The 20,432-nt window shown below is 70.1% G+C and carries 20 protein-coding genes; 10 read left to right on the top strand and 10 right to left on the bottom strand.

Annotated elements, in window-relative coordinates; genetic code table 11:
* Positions 1–384, bottom strand: a 384-nt coding sequence (locus ABT367_RS11860) for a hypothetical protein (RefSeq protein ID WP_352252126.1), incomplete at its 3' end; no start/stop codon positions are given.
* 213 nt (positions 385–597) lie between these two features.
* On the opposite strand from ABT367_RS11860, the gene ABT367_RS11855 reads away from it, so the two are divergent.
* The 3 genes from ABT367_RS11855 (at position 598) to ABT367_RS11845 (ending at position 3,639) form a co-directional block, all read left to right on the top strand.
* Positions 598–1,620: a phosphotransferase family protein gene (locus tag ABT367_RS11855; RefSeq protein ID WP_352252124.1), complete on the top strand. Its 1,023-nt coding sequence runs from the start codon at positions 598–600 to the stop codon at positions 1,618–1,620.
* Positions 1,621–1,626: 6 nt separating this feature from the next.
* Positions 1,627–2,841, top strand: a complete 1,215-nt coding sequence (locus ABT367_RS11850) for an acyl-CoA dehydrogenase family protein (RefSeq protein ID WP_352252122.1) — start codon at positions 1,627–1,629, stop codon at positions 2,839–2,841.
* Between the two features lie 135 nt (positions 2,842–2,976).
* Positions 2,977–3,639, top strand: coding sequence for an acetate uptake transporter (locus ABT367_RS11845; RefSeq protein ID WP_352252120.1), 663 nt, complete (start codon positions 2,977–2,979; stop codon positions 3,637–3,639).
* A gap of 18 nt (positions 3,640–3,657) precedes the next feature.
* On the opposite strand, the gene ABT367_RS11840 is transcribed toward ABT367_RS11845, so the two are convergent.
* From ABT367_RS11840 to ABT367_RS11830, 3 genes are all read right to left on the bottom strand, one after another.
* Positions 3,658–4,260: a TetR/AcrR family transcriptional regulator gene (locus ABT367_RS11840; RefSeq protein WP_434975448.1), complete on the bottom strand. Its 603-nt coding sequence runs from the start codon at positions 4,258–4,260 to the stop codon at positions 3,658–3,660.
* A gap of 61 nt (positions 4,261–4,321) precedes the next feature.
* Positions 4,322–6,022, bottom strand: a complete 1,701-nt coding sequence (locus ABT367_RS11835) for an AMP-binding protein (RefSeq protein ID WP_352252118.1) — start codon at positions 6,020–6,022, stop codon at positions 4,322–4,324.
* On the bottom strand, positions 6,019–6,774 hold the full coding sequence (locus ABT367_RS11830; protein ID WP_434975449.1) for an SDR family oxidoreductase: 756 nt from the start codon (positions 6,772–6,774) through the stop codon (positions 6,019–6,021). Before ABT367_RS11830 ends, ABT367_RS11835 begins: the two co-directional genes overlap by 4 nt.
* 272 nt (positions 6,775–7,046) lie before the next feature.
* Here ABT367_RS11830 and ABT367_RS11825 point away from each other — a divergent pair, with 272 nt between their 5' ends.
* Together ABT367_RS11825 and ABT367_RS11820 are read left to right on the top strand one after the other, a co-directional pair.
* Positions 7,047–8,306, top strand: a complete 1,260-nt coding sequence (locus ABT367_RS11825) for an exo-beta-N-acetylmuramidase NamZ family protein (protein ID WP_352252114.1) — start codon at positions 7,047–7,049, stop codon at positions 8,304–8,306.
* 87 nt (positions 8,307–8,393) lie between these two features.
* A complete protein-coding gene (locus ABT367_RS11820) occupies positions 8,394–9,710 on the top strand; it encodes a serine-threonine protein kinase (RefSeq protein ID WP_352252112.1) in 1,317 nt (438 codons plus the stop codon).
* Between the two features lie 24 nt (positions 9,711–9,734).
* Here the strand turns inward: ABT367_RS11820 and ABT367_RS11815 are convergent, their stop codons facing one another.
* On the bottom strand, positions 9,735–12,599 hold the full coding sequence (locus ABT367_RS11815) for a penicillin acylase family protein (RefSeq protein ID WP_352252110.1): 2,865 nt from the start codon (positions 12,597–12,599) through the stop codon (positions 9,735–9,737).
* Between the two features lie 248 nt (positions 12,600–12,847).
* On the opposite strand from ABT367_RS11815, the gene ABT367_RS11810 reads away from it, so the two are divergent.
* On the top strand, positions 12,848–13,492 hold the full coding sequence (locus ABT367_RS11810; RefSeq protein WP_352252109.1) for a hypothetical protein: 645 nt from the start codon (positions 12,848–12,850) through the stop codon (positions 13,490–13,492).
* Between the two features lie 98 nt (positions 13,493–13,590).
* A complete protein-coding gene (locus tag ABT367_RS11805) occupies positions 13,591–14,307 on the top strand; it encodes a 3-keto-5-aminohexanoate cleavage protein (RefSeq protein ID WP_352252107.1) in 717 nt (238 codons plus the stop codon).
* Here ABT367_RS11805 and ABT367_RS11800 read toward each other — a convergent pair.
* A complete protein-coding gene (locus ABT367_RS11800) occupies positions 14,283–15,029 on the bottom strand; it encodes a hypothetical protein (protein ID WP_352252105.1) in 747 nt (248 codons plus the stop codon). The two genes, ABT367_RS11805 and ABT367_RS11800, sit on opposite strands and share 25 nt — an antisense overlap.
* Before the next feature lie 143 nt (positions 15,030–15,172).
* Here ABT367_RS11800 and ABT367_RS11795 point away from each other — a divergent pair, with 143 nt between their 5' ends.
* Positions 15,173–16,249, top strand: coding sequence for an RNA ligase (ATP) (locus ABT367_RS11795; RefSeq protein WP_352252103.1), 1,077 nt, complete (start codon positions 15,173–15,175; stop codon positions 16,247–16,249).
* Between the two features lie 110 nt (positions 16,250–16,359).
* Here ABT367_RS11795 and soxR read toward each other — a convergent pair whose 3' ends face one another.
* Positions 16,360–16,824 carry a redox-sensitive transcriptional activator SoxR gene (soxR, locus tag ABT367_RS11790; RefSeq protein WP_165335660.1) on the bottom strand — a complete coding sequence of 155 codons (465 nt, stop codon included), beginning with the start codon at positions 16,822–16,824 and terminating at the stop codon, positions 16,360–16,362.
* Positions 16,825–16,952: 128 nt separating this feature from the next.
* On the opposite strand from soxR, the gene ABT367_RS11785 reads away from it, so the two are divergent.
* On the top strand, positions 16,953–17,417 hold the full coding sequence (locus ABT367_RS11785) for a MaoC family dehydratase (protein ID WP_352252101.1): 465 nt from the start codon (positions 16,953–16,955) through the stop codon (positions 17,415–17,417).
* Between the two features lie 74 nt (positions 17,418–17,491).
* Here ABT367_RS11785 and ABT367_RS11780 read toward each other — a convergent pair whose 3' ends face one another.
* From ABT367_RS11780 to ABT367_RS11770, 3 genes are all read right to left on the bottom strand, one after another.
* Positions 17,492–18,115, bottom strand: coding sequence for a TetR/AcrR family transcriptional regulator (locus ABT367_RS11780; protein WP_352252099.1), 624 nt, complete (start codon positions 18,113–18,115; stop codon positions 17,492–17,494).
* Positions 18,116–18,197: 82 nt separating this feature from the next.
* Positions 18,198–18,485 carry a YiaA/YiaB family inner membrane protein gene (locus tag ABT367_RS11775; RefSeq protein WP_352252097.1) on the bottom strand — a complete coding sequence of 96 codons (288 nt, stop codon included), beginning with the start codon at positions 18,483–18,485 and terminating at the stop codon, positions 18,198–18,200.
* 59 nt (positions 18,486–18,544) lie between these two features.
* Positions 18,545–19,696 carry an acyl-CoA dehydrogenase family protein gene (locus tag ABT367_RS11770; RefSeq protein ID WP_352252095.1) on the bottom strand — a complete coding sequence of 384 codons (1,152 nt, stop codon included), beginning with the start codon at positions 19,694–19,696 and terminating at the stop codon, positions 18,545–18,547.
* 68 nt (positions 19,697–19,764) lie between these two features.
* Here ABT367_RS11770 and ABT367_RS11765 point away from each other — a divergent pair, with 68 nt between their 5' ends.
* Positions 19,765–20,394, top strand: coding sequence for a TetR/AcrR family transcriptional regulator (locus ABT367_RS11765; RefSeq protein WP_352252094.1), 630 nt, complete (start codon positions 19,765–19,767; stop codon positions 20,392–20,394).
* Positions 20,395–20,432: the final 38 nt, after the last annotated feature.

Here is a 20,432-nt window from a genome sequence, read left to right as displayed (position 1 = left end):
GCCCACGGCTGCCAGGTGCTCGCGGAAGCGCAGGCGCTGGGCCGGCGTCCAGCGGTGGTTGTTGCGGCACGACAAGGGCAGCCGGTCGATCCGCCCACCCCACCCACCACGCTCCAACGCCCCGCTCAACAGGTCGTACATCCCGTCGAGCGACCGCCCGAAGAAGCACAGATCCGCGCCGCCCGAGCGGGCGAGCACCTTCGCGGTGCAGTCGGTCAGCGCGCGGAGATAGTGTTCGCCGAAGGTCCCGTCCCCCGCATGGGCCGGAGGCCGGGGCAGCTCGCCGGTGAGGTCCGGCCGTCCGCCACCGTACGAGGACAGCACCCAGCGGTAGGGGCGGGGCGGCGCGGACTGCGCGGGCGGCAGCGGGGCAGACGCGGACATGAGGTCAAGGACAGCAGGTGCGGCTCACCCGTGGCATCCGGTTTTCTCGCCCGCACGGAGCGGTTCCTCGCGCCTGCCGCACCTGAAGGCCGAGGTAAATACGGCGCATTCCCGGCGCATCCCCCCGAGAGACCGATCACGTCCCGCCCACGCACTGGACTACATACCGACTGGTCGGCATCATTCTTTCCAGTCCATCACGAGGAGCGACGCATGAGCTCAGACCAGCTGCCAGGTCTCGATCTGGACCGGCTGCGTGACCATCTCGACCAAGAGGTACCCGGTCTCGTACAAGGTTCACTCCGAGGTCGGCATATCCAGGGCGGCCGGTCGAACCTCACGTATGACATCACGGACGGCACCTCGCGCTGGGTGGTGCGGCGGCCTCCGCTCGGACATGTGCTGGCCACCGCGCACGACATGAAGCGCGAGCACCGGGTGATCAAGGCGCTGTACCCGACCAGTGTGCCCGTGCCGAAGACGGTGCTGCTGTGCGAGGACGAGGAGGTGATCGGGGCTCCGTTCTATGTCATGGAGTTCGTGGCCGGCACCCCGTACCGCACCGACGAGGAGCTCGCGCCGCTCGGTCCCGAGCGGACCCGGGCAGCGGTCTTCTCCCTGGTGGACACCCTGGTCGACCTGCACGCCGTCGATCCCGAGTCCGTCGGGCTCGCGGACTTCGGCCGGCCCGAGGGCTTCCTCGACCGGCAACTTCGGCGCTGGGGCAAGCAGTTGGACGCCTCGCGCAACCGCGACCTCGCCGGGATCGACGAGCTGCACGCGGCGCTCGGACGCTCCCTGCCCACCTCCCCCACGGCGACCGTCATCCACGGCGACTACCGCCTGGACAACGTCCTGCTCGGCGAGGACGACCAGATCAAGGCCGTCCTTGACTGGGAGATGTCCACCCTCGGTGATCCGCTCACCGACCTCGGGCTGCTCGTGATGTACAGCGTGCCGCTCGCCCTCGACGACTCCCCCATCAGCACCACCGCCACGGCCGCCGGGCACCCCACGCCGCAGGAGCTGATCGAGCGGTACGCCGAGCGCTCGGGCCGCGATGTGTCGGCGGTGTCGTGGTACACCGCGTTCGCCTGGTTCAAGCTCGCGGTGATCCTCGAGGGCATCCACTACCGCTACACCCTCGGCCAGACCGTCGGCTCCGGCTTCGACCGGATCGGCGAACTCGTCCCCGTCTTCATCGAGCACGGCCTGACCACCCTCCAGGAAGGCTGATCCACCATGGACTTCGCATTCGACGCACGTACCGAGGAACTCCGCGCCAAGCTCCTCGCCTTCATGGACGAGCACGTGTATCCGGCCCAGAAGGTGATGCACGAGCAGGCCGCCGGCCTCTCCTCGCCGTGGGAGGTGCCGCCGGTCGTCGAGGAGGTCAAGGCCGAGGCCAAGCGGCAGGGGCTGTGGAACCTCTTCCTGCCGGATGCCGAGTACGGCGCGGGCCTGACCAACCTCCAGTACGCCCCGCTCGCCGAAATCACCGGCCGCGCACCGCACTTGGCGCCGACCGCCCTGAACTGCGCGGCGCCCGACACGGGCAACATGGAGGTGCTCTACCAGTTCGGCAGCGAGGAGCAGAAGAAGCAGTGGCTGGAGCCGCTGCTCGCCGGTGAGATCCGCTCGGCGTTCGCGATGACGGAGCCCGAGGTGGCCTCGTCGGACGCGACGAACATCGAGACCCGGATCGGGCGCGATGGCGACGAGTACGTCATCAACGGCCGCAAGTGGTACATCTCCGGGGCGATGAACCCCGCCTGCCAGATCTTCATCGTGATGGGCAAGACCGACCCGGACGGCGAGGACATCCGCCGCCAGCAGTCCATGATCCTGGTGCCGCGCGACACCCCGGGTCTCGAAGTCCGCCGCGCCATGCAGGTGTTCGGCTACGAGGACCACTGGCACGGCGGGCACGCCGAGGTCGTCTTCGACAACGTCCGCGTCCCGGCGGGGAATCTGATCGGCGAGGAGGGCGGCGGTTTCGCCATCGCCCAGGCACGGCTCGGCCCCGGCCGTATCCACCACTGCATGCGCCTGATCGGCATGGCGGAGGCCGCCATCGAGCTGATGTGCAAGCGCGCGGTCTCCCGTACGGCCTTCGGCAAGCCGCTCGCCCAGCAGGGCGTCATCCACGAGTGGATCGCGGACGCCCGGGTCGCCGTCGAGCAGCTGCGTCTGCTCGTCCTGAAGACCGCATGGCTGATGGACACCGTCGGGAACAAGGGCGCGCACACCGAGATCCAGTCCATCAAGATCGCGACGCCGCGTACGGTCGTCGGCATCCTCGACCGCGCGATCCAGCTGTACGGCGCGGGCGGCGTCAGCCAGGACTTCCCGCTCGCCGAGCTGTACGCGGGGGCGCGGACGCTGATGATCGCGGACGGCCCGGACGAGGTGCACCAGCGTTCGCTGGCTCGGCGGGAGCTCAAGAAGTACCTCTGAGCATCCGCGACTGCGGGACTTTCGCCCCGCCTCCCCGGGTCTCAAGCCCGGGGAGGCGGGGTCCTTCGCGTGCGGGATGCGATCTGCGGCGCACGTAGCGTTGGAAGGTCGTCGAGTGAAAGTGTCCCCACCGCCATGTCCAGCGCCCTTCTTGATGCGCCCACCGCCTCCGCCGAAGCGCCTTCCGTCCACGCGACGGTCCCTGCCGCAGCGCCCGCCGCGGCACCCGTGCCCGCCGCGCCGAAGCTCGCCAACCCCGGCCCGCGCGGCCTCGCGGCCTTCGCCCTGACCACGTTCGTGCTCAGCATGTTCAACTCGGGGCTGATCTCGAACGCCGCCCTGAGCGCCGTGGTCCTGCCGCTCGCACTGTTCTACGGCGGTCTCGCGCAGTTCGTCGCCGGACTCTTCGAGTTCCGCCGCGGCAACACCTTCGCCACCACCGCGTTCCTCTCGTACGGCGCGTTCTGGATGTCCTTCGCGGCGTACGTGAAGTTCGTCGTGCCGGGTCTGCCGGCCGCGGACGCGCACCTGGCGACGGGGCTCTACCTGATCGCGTGGTTCGTCTTCACGCTGTACATGACCGTGGCCGCGATGAAGCTCGACCTCGCGCACAAGGTCGTCTTCGTCTCGCTCAGCCTGACGTTCCTGTTCCTGGCGCTCGGCGACCTCACCGAGTCCACCGGCCTCGCGCACACCGGCGGCTTCCTCGGCCTGCTGTGCGCGGCGGCCGCCTGGTACACCTCGTTCGGCGTGCTGACGAACGAGACCTGGGGCCGCAAGGTCATCCCGCTGGGCTGACCCTCCGGCCCCGGCACCTCACGGACGCAGGGCCCGCAGCAGGAGGTCGGCCAGATGGTCGGCGACCTGCTGCGGGGTCAGCGGTCCGTTCGGCCGGTACCAGGTCGACAGGTGGTGCACGGACCCGAAGTGGTAGTCGACCACCAGGTCCGCGGGCGTCGCCGAGGAGAACACACCGGCGGCCTGCCCCTCCTCGACCAGCGCACGGAAACGCTCGTGGTAGCGCCGGCGTTCGGCCCGTACCTGCTTGTTCTTCTCCGGGCTCAGGTGGTGCATGGAGCGGAAGAAGATCTGGCCGTCGTCGAGGTTCTCGATCGAGGTGACCACGACGTCGGCCGCCGCGTCCCGCAGCCTCTTCTCCACCGGCTCGTCCGCCTCCGCGTGCGCGTCGAGCCGCTCCTGCTGGAGCCGCAGCACGCGGGCGTAGATCTCGTGCAGCAGATCGTCCTTGGACCCGAAGTAGTGGTACAGCGCGCCCTTGGTGACGCCCGCCGCCTCCACGATCTCCTGCACCGAGGTGCGGTCGTACCCCTGCTCGGCGAAGAGCCGGGTGGCGGCGGCGAGCAGCCGCTGCGGGACGGGTGTGGTGGTCTGCTCCGTGGTCTTTGGCACTGTCGCCACCTGCCTTCCGCTCCTTCTCCCGTCGCGCGCCGCGCCCTTGCCCGGCTCGTCCGCCTCGGTCTCACTGCGCACGGTCGCGCAGTTCCCTCCGCAGGATCTTCCCACTGGTCGTCTTGGGCAGCTCCGGCAGGATCTCCACGCTGCGCGGATACTTGTACGCGGCCAGTCTCTCCTTGCTGTACGCGACGATCTCGGCGGGGTCGGTCCCGGCGCCGGGCCGAAGACTCACGTACGCCTTGACGCTCTCGCCCCGGTAGCTGTCGGGCACTCCGACGACGGCCGCCTCGCGGACGGCGGGGTGGGTGTAGAGCACGTCCTCCACCTCACGCGGCCAGACCTTGAACCCGGACGCGTTGATCATGTCCTTCTTGCGGTCGACGACGTAGAGCCAGCCGTCCGCGTCCATGAACCCGATGTCGCCGGTGCGCAGCTCCCCGTCCGGGAAGGCCTCTTCGGTGGCGTCCGGGCGGCCCCAGTAACCGGGCACGACCTGCGGTCCGCGCACCACGATCTCGCCCTGTTCGCCGAACGGCACCTCCTGGCCGGCCTCGTCCAGGATCCGTACGACGGTGTCGGGCCCGGGGACGCCGACGGACAGGGTGCCGGACTCGGGATCGACGGGCGCCTCGTGCTGCGGCGGTACCGCCGCGCACGGGGCGGTGCATTCGGTGAGGCCGTATCCGTTACGGATATAAGGACCGAATTCCGTACGGAACTTCTCGACGAGCGCGGGCGGCACGGGCGCACCGCCCGAGGAGATCACCTGGAACGAGTCGAAGTGCTCGCGCGTGACACCAGGAGTGGCGGCGAGCGCCATGAACGCCGTGGACGGGCCGACCGTGTACGCGGGCTTGTGCTCGGCGAACGCGTCGAGCACGACGCCCGGGTGGAAGCGGTAGGCGAGCACGAGGGTGCCGGCGTTGGCGATGCAGGCGGAGAGCTGGCAGACCATACCGGTGATGTGGAACAGCGGGGCGAGCGCGAAGTAGACGGAGCCCTCGGCGAGGGGATGCCCGGAGCGCTGCCGCTCGGCGTTGTACGTGATGTTGCCGTGCAGGTTCATGGCGCCCTTGGGCTGCCCGCTGGTGCCGGAGGTGTAGCTGATCAACGCCAGGTCGTCGGCGGCACGTCGGGGTACGTGCGGGGCCTTGGCGCCGCTGCGGGCGACGGTGATCAGGTCCTCCGCGTCGTCGGCCCGCGGGACCCGCTCGAAGTTCAGCACCCGCTCGTCGTCGCGCGACTGGAGATCCAGCTCGCAGGCGGTGAGGACGACCCGTACCGGGGAATCGGCGGCCGCCTCGCGCAGATACCCCTCCCAGGCGCGGTCCGAGCAGATCAGCGCGCCGACCTGCGCGTCGTGCAGGACATGACGCACCTCGCCCGACTTGTACATGGGGTTCACCGGCACGACGGCCGCGCCGGCCTTCCAGGCGCCGAGCAGGGCGAGCACGAAGTGCGGGGAGTTCTGCAGCATCAGCGCGACGCGGTCACCGTCGGCGACTCCGCGCTCGGCGAGATGGCCGGCCACCGCGTCGGAGAGCGCGTCGACCTCCGCGTAGCTGAGGCGGCCGTCGAAGTAGGCGAGGGCGGTGCGGTCGGGGGCCTTCGCCGCGGCGGCGCGGAAGGCGTGCACGACGGAGGGCGGTGGCGTGAGCGGGGCACGCTGGGCGTCGCTGAGACGGGCGAGCCAGGGCTTGTCGGCGTACGTCAGGTGGACCTTCTCGTTCGGCTGGTTCTGCCCGCTCTGCTGGCCCTTGGTCACTTGGCGCCGCCCTCCCACTTCTGCTGCAGATGGTTCATGCCGGCCAGCCAGCGGTCCGGCTCGGCGGCCCGCACACGGTAGTACTCGGCGACCTCGGGATGCGGAAGGATCAAGAAACGGTCCTCGTCCATCCCCTGGATCAGCGCCTCGGGGACGGCCTCGGGCTCGATCGCGGTGGGCGCGAGCACCAGGTCACCGGCGGATCCGGCCGCGGTGAGCATGTCGGTGCGCACACCCTGGGGGCAGATCGCGTGCACCTTGATCCCCCGGTGCCGGTACGTGAGCGAGAGCCACTCCGCGAAGGCGTACGCGCCGTGCTTGGTCACGCTGTACGGGGCGGCGCCGACCATGGTGAGCAGACCGGCGGCGGAGACGGTGGAGACGAACCGGCCCTCGCCGCGCTCCAGCCATGCGGGCAGCAGGGTGTGGGCGGCGCGGACGTGGGCCATGACGTTGACGTCCCAGGCGCGGGCCCAGACCTGCTCGTCGGCGGCCTCGGTGCCGCCGCTGGCGAGGCCCGCGTTGGCGCAGTAGATGTCGACGGTGCCGTCCAGGGCGTCGCGGGCTTCCTCGACGATCGCCGAGGCGTCGCCGGGTACCGCGATGCCGCCGATCTCGTCGGCGATCGTCTTCGCCTTGCCGGCGTCGATGTCGTTGACGACCACTTTCGCGCCCTCGGCGGCGAAGCGTCGGGCGAGGGCGGCGCCTATGCCGCCACCGGCTCCGGTGACTACAACTGCCTTGTTCTGCACGGTGCTCACGGTGTGGGTCTCCGTCCGGGTGCGGCGCCTCTGCTGTGGGCAGACTAACCAGTCGGTATGCCGGGCGGGAAGAGTCAGCCCCTCCGGCGTTTGAGGAGATCCGACCGGAGGTCGGATGCGGGGTCCGGGGCGGAGCCCCGGTTTCGGGAAGGGGCGGGGCGGGGGAAAAGACGGGGGCTTGCAGCCTTGCGGGGCGAGGTGTCCCGGGGTTTCCTGGGGCTCCTATTCGTCGCCCCAGGCGCACCCGCACCCACGGAGGCACCATGACGCACCTGTCCAGACGGGCGCTGCTCGCCGCAGCCACCACCACGACCGCGGCCACCGCCCTCACCGGCTCCGCCGCGGCCGCCGCAGCCGCCGAACCGGCCCATGGCAGAAAGCTCCGCACCGGATTCGAGCGCCTCGCCGCAAGCGGCTACGCCCAGCTCGACGGCGAGCGCGTCGGCATCGTCACCAACCCCACCGGCATCACCCGCGACGTACGGCACATCGTCGACGTGATGCACGCCGACGACCGCGTCGACCTCGTCGCCGTCTTCGGCCCCGAGCACGGATTCCGGGGCACCGCGCAGGCCGGCGGTTCCGAGGGGTACTACGAGGACCCCGCGACCGGGCTGCCCGTGTACGACACGTACCAGAAGAGCGGTCAGCCGCTGGCCGACATCTTCACGCAGTCGGCCGTGGACACGGTCGTCTTCGACATCCAGGACGTCGGCGCCCGGTTCTACACGTACATCTGGACGCTCTTCGACTGCATGCAGGCCGCCGCCCTCGCGGGCAAGCGCTTCGTGGTGCTCGACCGCCCGAACCCCGTCACCGGGCGGGCCGCTCTCGGGCCCATCCTGCACAAGGAGTTCGCGACGTTCGTCGGACGCGAGCCGATCTCGCAGGCGCACGGGATGACCGTGGCCGAGCTGGCCCGGCTGTTCAACGGCGAGTACCTGAGCACGCCCGTTCCGCTGGAGACCGTGCTCATGTCCGGGTGGCGGCGCGATGAGTTCTACGACGCGTCCGGGCTGCCGTGGGTGCCGCCGAGCCCGAACATGCCCACGCCCGAGACGGCCCTTGTGTACTCCGGGACCTGTCTGTTCGAGGGCACCAATCTGTCCGAGGGCCGCGGCACGACCCGTCCGTTCGAGCTGCTCGGTGCCGAGGGGATCGGCCGCCAGTGGGCCGCGGCGGCCAACGAACTCGGCCTGGCCGGCGTGCACTTCCGCGAGGCGTACTTCGCGCCCACCTTCTCCAAGTTCCAGGGGAAGACCGTCGGTGGCGTCCAGGTCCATGTGCACGATCGCGAGGAGTTCGATCCGGTCCGTACCGGCATCGGACTCCTGATCACCGCCAAGCGGACCTGGAGCGGCTTCGCCTGGCGGCCGGACAACTGGATCGACAAGCTCACCGGGTCCACCCAGGTCCGCACCATGATCGACGCCGGGGCCGGGGTGGACGAGGTCGTCGGCGGCTGGCAGGACGAGCTGAACGCCTTCCGAGCCGTACGGCGCAAGTACCTCGCGTATCGCTGATACGGCGGCAGAAGGCTGGCCGTGCACGGACCCCGGCGCGATGCTGGGCGCACCCCTTGTGCCAGGGTCCGTGAACGGAGGCCGGTCATGCCGGAGTTCAGCGTCGCACCGTACCGGGAACTCACCTTCGACGCGGACGGGGACGTCCAGGCCCAGCAGCTGGCGGCGGTGCGTGCGCTGCGCGTGCGGGATCTGGTGGTGTTCGCGCACGGGTGGAACAACGACCGTTCGATCGCGACCAAGTTCTACGACCGGTTCTTCGCACCGTTCGCCCAGCTCGCGCCCCCGGGGACGACGGGGTACGTGGGGGTGCTGTGGCCGGCGATGCGGTTCACCGACGAGCCGATTCCCGACTTCGACCCACGGGGCGTCGCCGGGCCCGTGGATGCGGCCGGTCCTGTGCTGCGGCCCGAGCTCGACGAGGCGACCCGGCAGGCGCTGCGCACGGCGTTCCCGGACCGTGCGGACGTGGTGGACCGGCTGGCCCGGATGCTTGCCGAACAGCCCACCAACCATGCGGCGTTCGATGAGTTCGGGCTGTTCGTACGGAAGTTGGTGGAGGTTACGGGACGCGGCGCGCCGGCCTCCTTCGCCGGGGACGTCGAGACCGAGGACGCTGCGCCGCCGAGCGATCCGGCGATGCTCTCCGACGACACCGCCACCGTCTGCCGGGCGTTCACCGAGGCCCTCGAGGAGCTGGGCGCCGTGCCGTCGGGTTCGCGTGAGGGTGCGTTCGGCATCGGCCTCGACCGGCTGTGGAACGGCGGCAAGGAGCTGCTGCGGCAGGCCACGTACTACGCGATGAAGCGCCGCGCGGGCACGGTCGGGCAGCTGGGGCTCGGGCCCGCGCTCGGGGAACTGGCCGAGCGCAACCCGGACTTGAGGATCCATCTCGTCGGGCACAGTTTCGGTGCGCGCCTTGTCTCCTTCGCGCTGCGCGGTCTGCCGAAGAGCGTGACGGGCGTGAAGTCGGTGACCCTGCTGCAGGGCGCCTTCTCGCACCACGCCTTCGCCCCGCGACTGCCCCATCAGGCGGGCGGCGGTGTGCTGAGCGGGCAGGAGCGGCGGATCGACGGGCCGCTGGTGTGCTGCCACTCGGAGCACGACGCGGCGCTGAAGGTGTTCTATCCGCTGGCCTCCCGGCTCGCCGGCGACTCGACGGGTCTGCTCGGCGACGACGCCAAGTGGGGCGCGCTCGGCTACGGCGGGATCAAGGGCGTCGACGGCACCAAGCGCCTCACGCTCGCCCAGGCTCTCGCCGGCGGGCTGCCGAAGGACGGCTGTGTGAACGTCGACGCGGCCGCCAAGGTGCGCCGCGGCGGACCCCCGTCGGGGGCCCACAGCGACATCCTGCACAAGGAGTTGGCGCAGGTGGTGCTGGCGGCGGGCCGCATCCACGCATAGCGGCGGCCCGCCGCCTGAGGAAGCTCACCTGTGCGAGGGGAACTCCACCACCTGCTGGTACGTGGGCCGGTTCTGCCACTGGATCGGCTGGTGGGTGATCCCGCCGACCGCGCGGTGGACGATCGCGTCCGCGCACCACTGGTCGCCGGCCTTGCAGTGCTCGTCGCCGGGGTACACCTCGGTGGCCGGCTTGGCAGCCGCTCGGACGAGGGTGGCGAGCAACGCGTCCCGGCAGGCGGCGAGTTCGCCGCCACCGCAGTACGTACGGGCGAGCGGGCCCTTGACCTCCTGGCCGAGTACCGTCCGCAGATCCTTGTCGACGTAGCCCCACCAGCCGCGCTGGAAGGCCGAACCGGCATGCGCGCCGGTCGGTCCGTGCGCCGCCGACGGTGCTTCGTCGACACCGAGCTGCCCGGTCAGCGCCGTGTACAGCTCGTCGCCGAGGCCCGGCTTGAACGCGGCCTCCACCAGGAGCGGCCACCACGCGTCCATGATCCGGACGGCGTCGGCGTGGGCGTAGGTCTTGGAGCCCGGCGCGGTCTGGTTGCGCAGGGTGCCGGCCTTCTGCCACGCCTCCAACTGCTGTACGGCCGTGGCGAGTTGCGGATCGGTGACCGGCCGGGACCTGATCACCTTCAGGAGCTCCGGCAGCACCTGCTCACCCCGCAGATCCGCCACCGCCGCCTCGGCCATGGCCTGCGTCAGGGAGGCGCGCGTGACCTTGCCGTCCCCGATGAGCTCCTTGACGCGGTCGTCGAGGAGGTCACCGCGGTGCACGGCGCCGAAGCTGAAGTCGGCGGCGCTGTAGGCGTCGGCCTGTTTGTTGTTCCAGGAGATGTAGTAGTCCTGGTTCACCGACTGCGGATGCTCGTTCATCGGGGTGTACGCGGCGGTGTTGCCCGCGGGCTCGAACTCCTTCCAGGCGTACGCCTCCTCGGCACGGACCGGGAAGGAGGCGTCCACGCCCTCGGAGCGCACCGGGTTGGAGCCGCTGTTGTAGTACGCGATGTCCCGGGAGTCGGCGTAGAACCAGTTGAAGGCGTAGCCGATGTGGTCGGCGGCCTGCTGGAAGGACTTGGCGTCCTTCACGTATCCCGGATCGTTGAACATCTGGAAGCCGATGATGGAGTCGGCCTCGTGACGGTAGGTGGAGCGCAGCGAGGTGTAGGCGATCGGTTTGCCCTCGCTCAGCGCGCGATGGGTGACGATGCCGTAGTTCGTACGGAAGATCTGCATGCGGTACGAACCGGCGGCCGTGGAGTCGGCGAGGCTCGGCTTCCAGGCGTTGTGCTTCTCCAGCCTCTCCATCGGGACGCACGCGCCCTTGTAGCGGTAGTGCGTGGACTGCTTGGTCGGCGCGGCGCCGCTCGGCTCGCAGAGTTCGACCGCGTATGTGTCGGTGATGTCCTGGCCCGCCGAGGTGGCCGACCAGGAGTAGTCCACGCCGCGGCCCAGCTGGATGTACATGCCGACGCCGGCGAAGGAGACCCCGCGGGCCTTGATGCCGGGGCCGTCCAGCTCCTGCATCATCAGCAGCTGCGGCGCGAAGTAACCGGTCTGCGGACCGAACACGGCCACCGGGTTTCCGCTCGCGGTGTGCTTGCCGGAGACGAGCAGCGCGTTGGACATGCCCTTCTTGGCGCTGAACAGGTCCTCGGGCAGAACCCCGTCGTCGTGCATCCCTTGCAGCTTGCGCAGGTTGGCGGGCGCCTCGACCGGGTCCTTCGCCGGGGTCTTCTGCGCGGCCGCGCCCGTACGGTCGAAGATCAGCGGCTCGCGCTCCACCGTGCCCGCGTCGGGCATCGCCATCCCGCGCGGTTTCGCGGGCTTCTCGGCGTACGGGAAGCTGCTGCCGTCGTGGATCGTCCGGACGGTCTCGGGGTCGTTGCGCTGGCGGAAGGACTCCCAGACCTTGGTCCCTTCCTCGACGCCGTACTTCTTCTGCGCGGCGAGCAGCGACAGCGCCTGCTCCACCTCTCCCCCGCCGCCTCCGCCGAAGAGGCCGCCGACCACGGAGGCGAGCGCGATGAGGTCGGTCACCTTGAACGGCTGGATCTCACCGATGTTGGTGATCGCGTCGACCTTGCCGGTGAGCACGTACTCACCGGGGAAGTACCGGCCCTTCTTGGCTTGAACCCGATAGGCGTTGAGGCCGTCGATGTAGGCCTGCGCGTCGTCCATGGCCTGCTTGCCGCGCTCGCCCTGCTTGTTGAGGATGTAGTCGACCTGCGCTTGGAGGTCCTCCTCGGTGTACGGGGCCTGCGGCCAGAAGCTCTGTTCCAGGCCCTGGTTGGCGGGTGCGCCGCCCGCGAACGGGGTGAGCTCGCCGCGGCCGATATGGCGGAACAGGTCGATCAGCCAGAGCCGGTCCTGACCGGCGGCGTACCCCGCGCCGAACTCGGTGCCGTAGCGCGTGGTTCCCTTGATGTGCGGGACGCCGTTCTTCTTGTCGCGTGTGATCGTCACGTCCCCGCGCGGGCGCGTGACGGAGGCGACCTGGTCGGCGGGGACGCCGAAGGACGCGTCCCGGAAGTAGCTGTTTAGGCCGGCGTCGGTCAGGGACCCGTAGCCCGAGGACAGGGCGTCATAGGGGGCCAGCTGGTCGTCGCTGTGCGCCGGTTTCGTACCGAAGAGGCGGTGGCCGAGGATCTCCACGAGCGTCGCGGAACCGTTCGCACCAGGCGGCAGGATGTCGCCGCACTGGTCGGCGCAGTGGTCGGCCGGCGGCTCGGCGGCTGCGGCAGCGGGCGGCTCGGCGGCCGCCGCGGCCTGCGGGAGCGGCATCAGGAGCCCTGTGGCGAGGGCGGCCGCCGCGGCGAGGATGCCTCCGGCGCGGGCGGGCTTGGAGGTTCTGCTGCGGACTCTGAACCGGGGGATGCGCTGTCGCATACCTGCTCCTCCTGGCTGGAAGTGAAGCACCCCGCGAGTGCGGTCATCGGAGGTTACCGACGGTAGGAGCCCGGCAGAAGGTGAACATGCGTCACCTTTTCCAACTCACCACACCCGCAGGCCCCCGCTGCCCCGCATGCAGCAGTGATGGGGCCCATCGGAAATCAGATGGAGCTGGAGGGAGCCGAATCACGACCCGTTACGTCCAACCCGCAACGTCCGAGTACCAGCGACGGAGGTGCATGGCGATGGCCGGATTCCGTAGCCTCGCGAGACAGGTGCGTGACCCCCACAACGACCTGGCGCTGCGCCGCTATTCACTGCGCAAGTGCCTCGAACGGTTCGCCCCCTACGGCCATCGGGCGACCTGGGACCATCTGTGCACCCGGGCCGGCTTCGGCCCGGAGGACCGGTCTCCTGATCCGGCGCGGCTCGAGGCCGCGCTCGATGAACTCGAAGAAGCCCGCGACGTGTGGCTCGCCTATGAGCGCGACTTCGCCGCCCGGCGCAAGCAGGAGAAGCACGACGGGCTGCGCCGGCCCGGAGTGATCGACGACTGGCACCGGCTGACCTGGGGCGGCCACGGCATAGCGTGGTGCGACGACCCTTCGGTCCATCCCTCCGCGCCGCTGGACGCGGTGCTGCGGCGGCTGATCGCCGCCCTCGAGCGCGACCCCGGCGATCTCTGCCCGGTGTGCGATTCCACGGACATCGCCTGGGAACAGGAACTCACCCACGAGCCCTTCTCGGGCCCACTCTGCGAGCACTGCGGCATCGTGGTGCCGCGTCCGGTGCTCACGGCCGAGGCGTTGATGCGGATACGGGCCCGCGGCAGGCAGCCGGCGTTGCTGGCGGCCGCGGGGATGACGGCGGCATCGGCCCTGTCGGCCTGAGGGGTCGCGGGACAACCGGGTGACGGGGGTGCGCCGATGAAGCCGCGCCCCCGGGAGAGTTCTCAGCCCTGTCAGTGACGGCTGGCACCATCGACGGCATGGTGTGGATCCAGGTCTGTCTCAACGGCGCGCGTGGCACGGCCGACGGCGCGGCCGTCCCGATGTCCCCCGAGGACATGGCCCGTTCGGCGGCGCGCGCGGTCGCCGCGGGGGCCATGGACGTGCATGTCCATCCCAAGACCCCTTGCGGCCAGGACACCCTCTCGCCGCGCGCGGTCGCGGCGACGATCCAGGCCGTACGGTCGCTCGTGGGCGTCCCGGTCGGCGTGACGACGGGCGCCTGGGCCGAACCGGACCCGGCCGTGCGCGTGGAGCAGATCCGGTCGTGGACGGTCCTGCCGGACCACGCCTCGGTCAACTGGCATGAGCCAGGGGCGGAGGAGGTCGCCGCGGTGCTGCTCGAGCGCGGCGTGGCAGTGGAGGCGGGGCTGTGGTCGGGCACGGACGGTCCGCGCCGCTTCGTCGAATCCCCGTTGGCGTCCCGGGTGTTGCGCGTCCTCGCCGAGGTGACGGACACCTCGGCCGGTACGGCCGCCGTGACGGCGGCCGCACTCCTCGACGAGATCGGCACGGCACACGGCCGCCCGGTGCTCCTGCACGGCGAGGAGGGCGGGACCTGGCCGGTGCTGCGGCTGGCGCTGGAGCGGGGGTTGGCGACGCGGATCGGCTTGGAGGACACGTTGGTGCTGCCGGATGGGCGGCGGGCCCGGGACAACGCCGAATTGGTGGCTCAGGTGAGGAACCTGGCCTCGTAGGCCGCCCACCGCTCCTCGCCGACGGGCAGCCGCAGGAGGTCGAGCTTCTCCTGGAGGTCAGGGGCCGCCCCCTGGGCTCGGATCCGCTCGCCTGCGTGCTCCCGGACCCAGGTGATGATCTCCGGCAGGGGCTTCGGGCGGTCGTGGTCCATCCACCACGAGATGATGTGCTCGTCCTCGTTGACGAGGTCGAGGTGGTGGTGGTCCAAGAACTCGTGCAGATGGGCTTCCGCGGGTCCGCCGGGCTCCTGCTCTGCCCACGCCGCCAGATACGGGGTGACGGTACGGGTCGCGGTCACGCAGGTCTGGAACACGTCGTCGACCGGATGGAGCGGCTCTGTGGAGCGCAAGGTGTCCAGCCACCACGCCCGGAAGAAGCCGAGCACCGCCGCACTCTCATGGGCCGGCTGCGCGGGCCAGTCGACCCGGCCGAGCGCCCGGATCCCGAAGCCGCTCGCGGCCCGGCTGCCACCGGCGGCCAACTGCCGCACCAGATCGGGCAGGAGACGCCGCATGCTCGCGGCGAAATCGTCGAAGTGGTCGTCCACTTCCTGCGCATACATCTCGACCGCTTCCGCGGGGATCGGCGCGTCCGGCGTCCGCAACAGCGCGGTCCACTCGCGTGGATGGCACATCGAGCAGCCCACTTCGAACGGGCTCGAAGCCCCCGCGAATACGGCCCGCACCTGGTCAACAGCCGCATCCAGCGCAGCAGAAGGCATGGCAGCCCCCGTCAGGACTCCGCAACCGGTCGCGCCGGGCGAAGAGCGTGACGCTACCAGGGGGAAATCCGCTCGCTCCACAGGATTGGCCCGCGGACAGTAGGAGGCGATGAAACCGAGCTGAGCGCACCAGGAGCCCCGCCATGTCGACGCTGCGCGTCACCGCAGAAGAGCTGACCGTTCACGAGCACCCCGGGGCCGACGCCCTCGAACTGGCCCAGGTGGGCCTGTACCGGGCCGTCGTCGCCAAGGGCGCGTACCGCAGTGGTGAGCACGCCGTCTACATCCCCGAACAGGCCGTCCTGCCCGAGCAGTTGATCGGGGAGCTGGGACTCACCGGCCGGCTCGCGGGCTCGAAGGCGAACCGCGTCAAGGCGATCCGGCTGCGCGGCGAGCTGTCGCAGGGACTGGTCTGCCGGCCCGCCGCGCTGGCGGACGTCGACCTGGCACAGGCCGCAGCGGACGGGACGGACTTCGCGGAGAGGCTCGGCATCACCAAGTGGGTTCCCGAGGTGCCCACCACGATGAACGGCGAGATCGAGGCCGCACCCGAGCTGCTCCCCTGGGTCGACATCGAGAACCTCCAGCGCTATCCGGGGATCTTCGAGCCCGGCGAGCAGGTGGTCCTCACCGAGAAGCTGCACGGAACCGCCTGCCTGGTCACGTACTTCGCCGACAGCGGCCAGGTGCAGGTCACCTCCAAGGGCTTCGGCGGCAAGTACCTGGCCCTCAAGGAGGACCCGCGCAATCTGTACTGGCGGGCGGTGCGCGCCTTCGACGTCCCGTCGGTCGCCGCGTTCCTCGCCAAGCGCCTCGACGCCCGCAGGGTCGGGCTGTTCGGCGAGGTGTACGGGGCCGGCGTACAGGATCTGACGTACGGCGCGGACGGGCGGCGCGAGTCGCTCGGGTACGCGGTGTTCGACGTGTCCGTGGAGGTCGGCGGGCAGGTGCGGTGGCTGGAGCCGGCGGAGCTCGCCGAGCTGCTCGCGGAGCGGCTGCCGCTGGTGCCCACGCTCTATGAGGGGCCGTACGACGAGGAGTTGGTCTTCGCGTACGCCTCCGGGCGTGAGACCGTCTCGGGTCGTGAGCTGCATCTGCGGGAGGGCGTCGTGGTCCGGCCCGCGGTGGAGCGGCGCAGTGATGTGCTCGGCTCGCGGGCCATCGCGAAGGCCGTGAGCCCCGCCTATCTGACCCGCAAGGGCGGCACCGAGTACGAGTGAGGCGGCTCAGGGGGCGCACCATGTCAGGCGCGCCCCTCCATCCCGTATGACGAGGTCTTCCTCTCGGCTTACGAGGATTTCCTCTCGGCTTACGAGGTCTTCTTCTCGGCTTACGAGGTCTTCTTCTCGGCCAGCAGGCGCGAGCCCGTGAGACGCTCGCCGAAGACGTCGTCGGGGTTGGACAGGACGCAGGTCTCCAGGGAGAGACAGCCGCAGCCGATGCAGTCGGTCAGATGGTCGCGCAGCCGGCCGAGCTGCTTGATGCGCTCGTCCAGCTCCTTGCGCCAGGCCTGCGAGAGGCGGGTCCAGTCCTCGCGGTTCGGGGTGCGCTCCTCGGGAAGCTCGGCGAGCGCGTCGCGGATGGTGGCGAGCGGGATGCCGACGCGCTGCGCCGCGCGGACGAAGGCGACCCGGCGCAGGGCGTCGCGGCTGTACCGGCGCTGATTGCCGGAGGTGCGGCGGCTGCTGATCAGGCCTTTGGACTCGTAGAAGTGCAGGGCCGACACGGCCGCGCCGCTGCGCGCGGACAGCTGGCCGACGGTGAGTTCATGGATCTTCTCGGGAATCTGCGGCACGTCCAGGACCCTACGTGCCGCGCCGCATCCGCTCCGCGCCGGGCATGACGCCTGTCGGTCCGTTGACATGGGCGCAGCCGGACGACCATGCTGAGCAAGCGCTTAGACAACGAGTGGAGGCAGAGGACATGGCAGAGCCCAGGATCTTCAGGTCGGCCGAGGAGCTGCGTGCGGCGATCGGCGAGGAGCTCGGCGGAGGCGAGTGGCTCGAGGTCGACCAGAAGCGGATCGATCTCTTCGCCGAGGCCACCGGAGACCACCAGTGGATCCACGTGGACCCCGAGAAGGCGGCCGCGGGACCGTTCGGCACGACCATCGCGCACGGCTATCTGACGCTGTCGCTGCTCCCCACGCTCGTTCCGCAGATCATGCGCGTCGAGAACGTGAAGATGGGCATCAACTACGGCACCAACAAGGTGCGCTTCCCCTCCCCCGTCCCGGTCGGCTCGCGCGTGCGCGCGACCGCGGTGATCAAGGAGGTCACCGACACCCCCGACGGCGGTGTGCAGTTGACGACGGCGGTGACCGTCGAGCGCGAGGACGGCGGGAAGCCGGCCTGTGTGGCCGAGTCCGTCTCCCGCTTCTACTTCTAGAGACGCCCAGGTACTTCTAGAGACAGCCAGGCGCTTCTGGAGACACCCAGGATTCGAGAGACACCCAGGAGCGCTTACGAGCGGGGCCGCGCCCCCACCATCCGCAGCACGAGGTCGGCGTAGGACGCGCCGACCTCGTCGGGTGTCCGGCGCCCCTGGACGTTGAACCAGCGGGCCACGTCGATGCAGAGCGAGAGCACCGCGAGCGTGGCGCCAGGGATGTCCGGGACCTCGAACTCGCCGGACTTCACGCCGTCGTCGAGGATCCGCCGTACGGCCGCGTCGCACTGCCGGCGCAGCTGCACGACCTCGGCGCGGTGCTCCGCGTCGAGCGCGTCGAGCTCGTACTGGACGACGCGGGCGGTGGTGTGGTGGCCGGCGTGCCAGATCACGAAGGAGCGCACCGCCTGCGCGAGGCGGTCGGCGGCCGTGCCGTCCGCCTCGGCGGCGGTGGTGAGGATGTTCACGGCCTTGGTGTGACCGAGGGTGCTGATCTTGTGGAGCAGCTCTTCCTTGGTCTTGTAGTGGATGTAGAGCGCGGCAGGGCTCATGCCCGCGCGTCCCGCGATGTCCCGAGTGGTCGTCGCGTGGTACCCGCGCTCGGCGAAGGCCTCGACCGCCGCGACCATCAGCCGCCGGGCGGCATCCGGGGTGACGTCACCCCAGGGCACGTCCTGGGTCTCCTCGGTCGCGGTCATCACTCGCCCCTTCCGGTCATCGGGCGAACACCATACCCCGACCGGTGAGCAAGCGCTTAGTGGCTGTCACGCGGCATAACACTCAAGGGGTACGGAAGGGGTCGTGCTCCGCGAGGATCTTCTCCATCCGGGCCTGGTCCACCCGGCTGACGATCTGCTCGACCTCCTGCCGGTCGCGTACGACCTTGGAGAGCGTGATCGCGGAGGTCGTCAGATACAGGACCGCGATCGCCATGAAGGCCCGGATCCAGACATCGACGTCCATATAGAGGAGTGCGATGCCCACGGAGCCGAGGGCGATCACGAAGGAGGCGATGGCCATCCCGTAGAAGCCGGTGGTGGTCTGCTGCTTGATGGGCGCGTCAGTCATACGCCACAGGGTGAGGCGTCGTGAGCCAGGCCACATCCGTACGGATACTCACGTGCTACTCAGAACGCCGAAACTCCCGTCAGCGCACGCCCGATGAGCAACTTCTGTATCTGCGAGGTGCCCTCGTAGAGCGTCATCACACGGGCGTCCCGCAGCAGCTTTCCGGCGGGGTATTCATCGATATAGCCATAACCGCCGAACACCTGGAGGCAGTTGTTGGCCGCGCGCACCGCCGCCTCCGAGGCGAACAGCTTGGCCTTGGACGACTCGGTCGCGAACGGCAGCCCCCGGTCGATGAGATCGGCGACCCGCCAGGTCAGCAGCCGGGCCGCGTCCACGTCGACGGCGATATCGCTGATCAGCTCCTGGACCAGCTGATGCCGGGCGATCGGACCGCCGAACTGCTCCCGCTCCCCCGCGTACTTGACGGCCGCGTCCAGCGCCGCCTGGGCGATCCCGACACAGCCGGCCGCGACCGACATCCGGCCCTTGGCGAGGGCGGACATCGCGACGGAGAACCCCTTGCCCTCGGGGCCGAGCATCGCGGCGGCGGGTACGCGGACGTCCTCGAGGACGAGTTCCGCGGTCGCCTGGCCGCGCAGACCGAGCTTGCCGTGGATCTCGCGGCGGGTCAGACCCGGGGTGTCGGTGGGGATCAGGAACGCGGAGACGCCCTTGTGGCCGGGCTCGTCGTTGGTGCGCGCGAAGAGCAGTACGACATCGGCCCAGGTGCCGTTGGTGATGAACATCTTGGTGCCGTTGACGACATACGTGTCGCCGTCGCGTACGGCCTTGGTGGTGAGGTTGCCCGCGTCGGAGCCGGTACCCGGTTCGGTGAGGCCGAAGCAGCCGACGTACGCACCCGAGGTGAGGCCGGGCAGCCACTGCTGCTTCTGCTCCTCGTTCCCCCAGGCGGCGATGGTCTTGGCGACGAGCCCGAGCGAGACGGAGACGATGCCGCGCACGGAGGAGTCGCCGCGGCCGAGCTCCTCGGTGACCAGGCAGTACGCGAGGTGGTCGCCGCCGCTGCCGCCGTACTGCTCGTCGATGGTGAGTCCGAGGAAGCCGACCTCGCCGAGCTTCTTCACGATCGCCCGGTCGACCTGTTCGGCGCGGTCCCACTCGGTGACGTGCGGGGCGATCTCGCGGACCGTGAAGTCACGGGCGAGTTCGCGTACGGCCGTCTGCTCGTCGCTCAGTTCCAGGTTCATCGGCGCCCACCCCACTACGTTTAATTACCACTGCTAGTTTTTGGCTTCAGGGCCCTACTATGTGCCGCATGGCCCGACCGCGCAAGCCCCTCCTGAGCACCGACCGCATCGTCGAGACCGCGCGTGCGCTGGTCGACGCCGAAGGGCTCGCGGCCGTCTCCACGCGGCGGCTCGCCGCGGAGCTCGGGGTGAGCGGGCCGTCGCTCTACAACCACTTCCGTACGAAGGACCAGATCCTCGAGGCGGTCGCGGACTCGGTGAGCGCGCAGGTCGATCTGTCGATGTTCGAGGACGGGCGGCCGTGGCGGGACGCGCTGCACGAGTGGGCCGTGTCGTACCGGGCGGCGCTGCGCGACCATCCGCACATCGTCCCGGTGCTGGCCCGCGGTCCCGGGCGCAGACCGTCGGGTCTCAAGGTCGCCGACGCGGTGTTCGGCGCGATGACCGCGGCGGGCTGGCCGCCCGCGCAGGCGACCTCGATCGGGGCGCTGATGCGGTACTTCATCATGGGCTCGGCGCTCGGCTCGTTCGCGGGCGGCTTCGTGGACGACGAGACCGCCTACGACCCCGCCGACTATCCGCATCTCGGGCAGGCGCACCTGCTCGCGGACCGGCAGGAGAAGGTGGACGAGCGGGCCTTCGAGACCGGGCTCACGGCGCTGCTCGACGGGTTGGAGCAGCAGTTCAGGGCGCTGTGAAGCAGCAGTTCAGGGCGCTGTGGAGCCACAGCTCAGGG

Origin of the sequence: Streptomyces mesophilus, from assembly GCF_040300965.1 — a bacterium.
Classification (GTDB): domain Bacteria; phylum Actinomycetota; class Actinomycetes; order Streptomycetales; family Streptomycetaceae; genus Streptomyces; species Streptomyces mesophilus_A.
The sequence above is the reverse complement of the archived record's forward strand: the minus strand, read 5'-3'. Positions and strand labels throughout refer to the sequence as shown.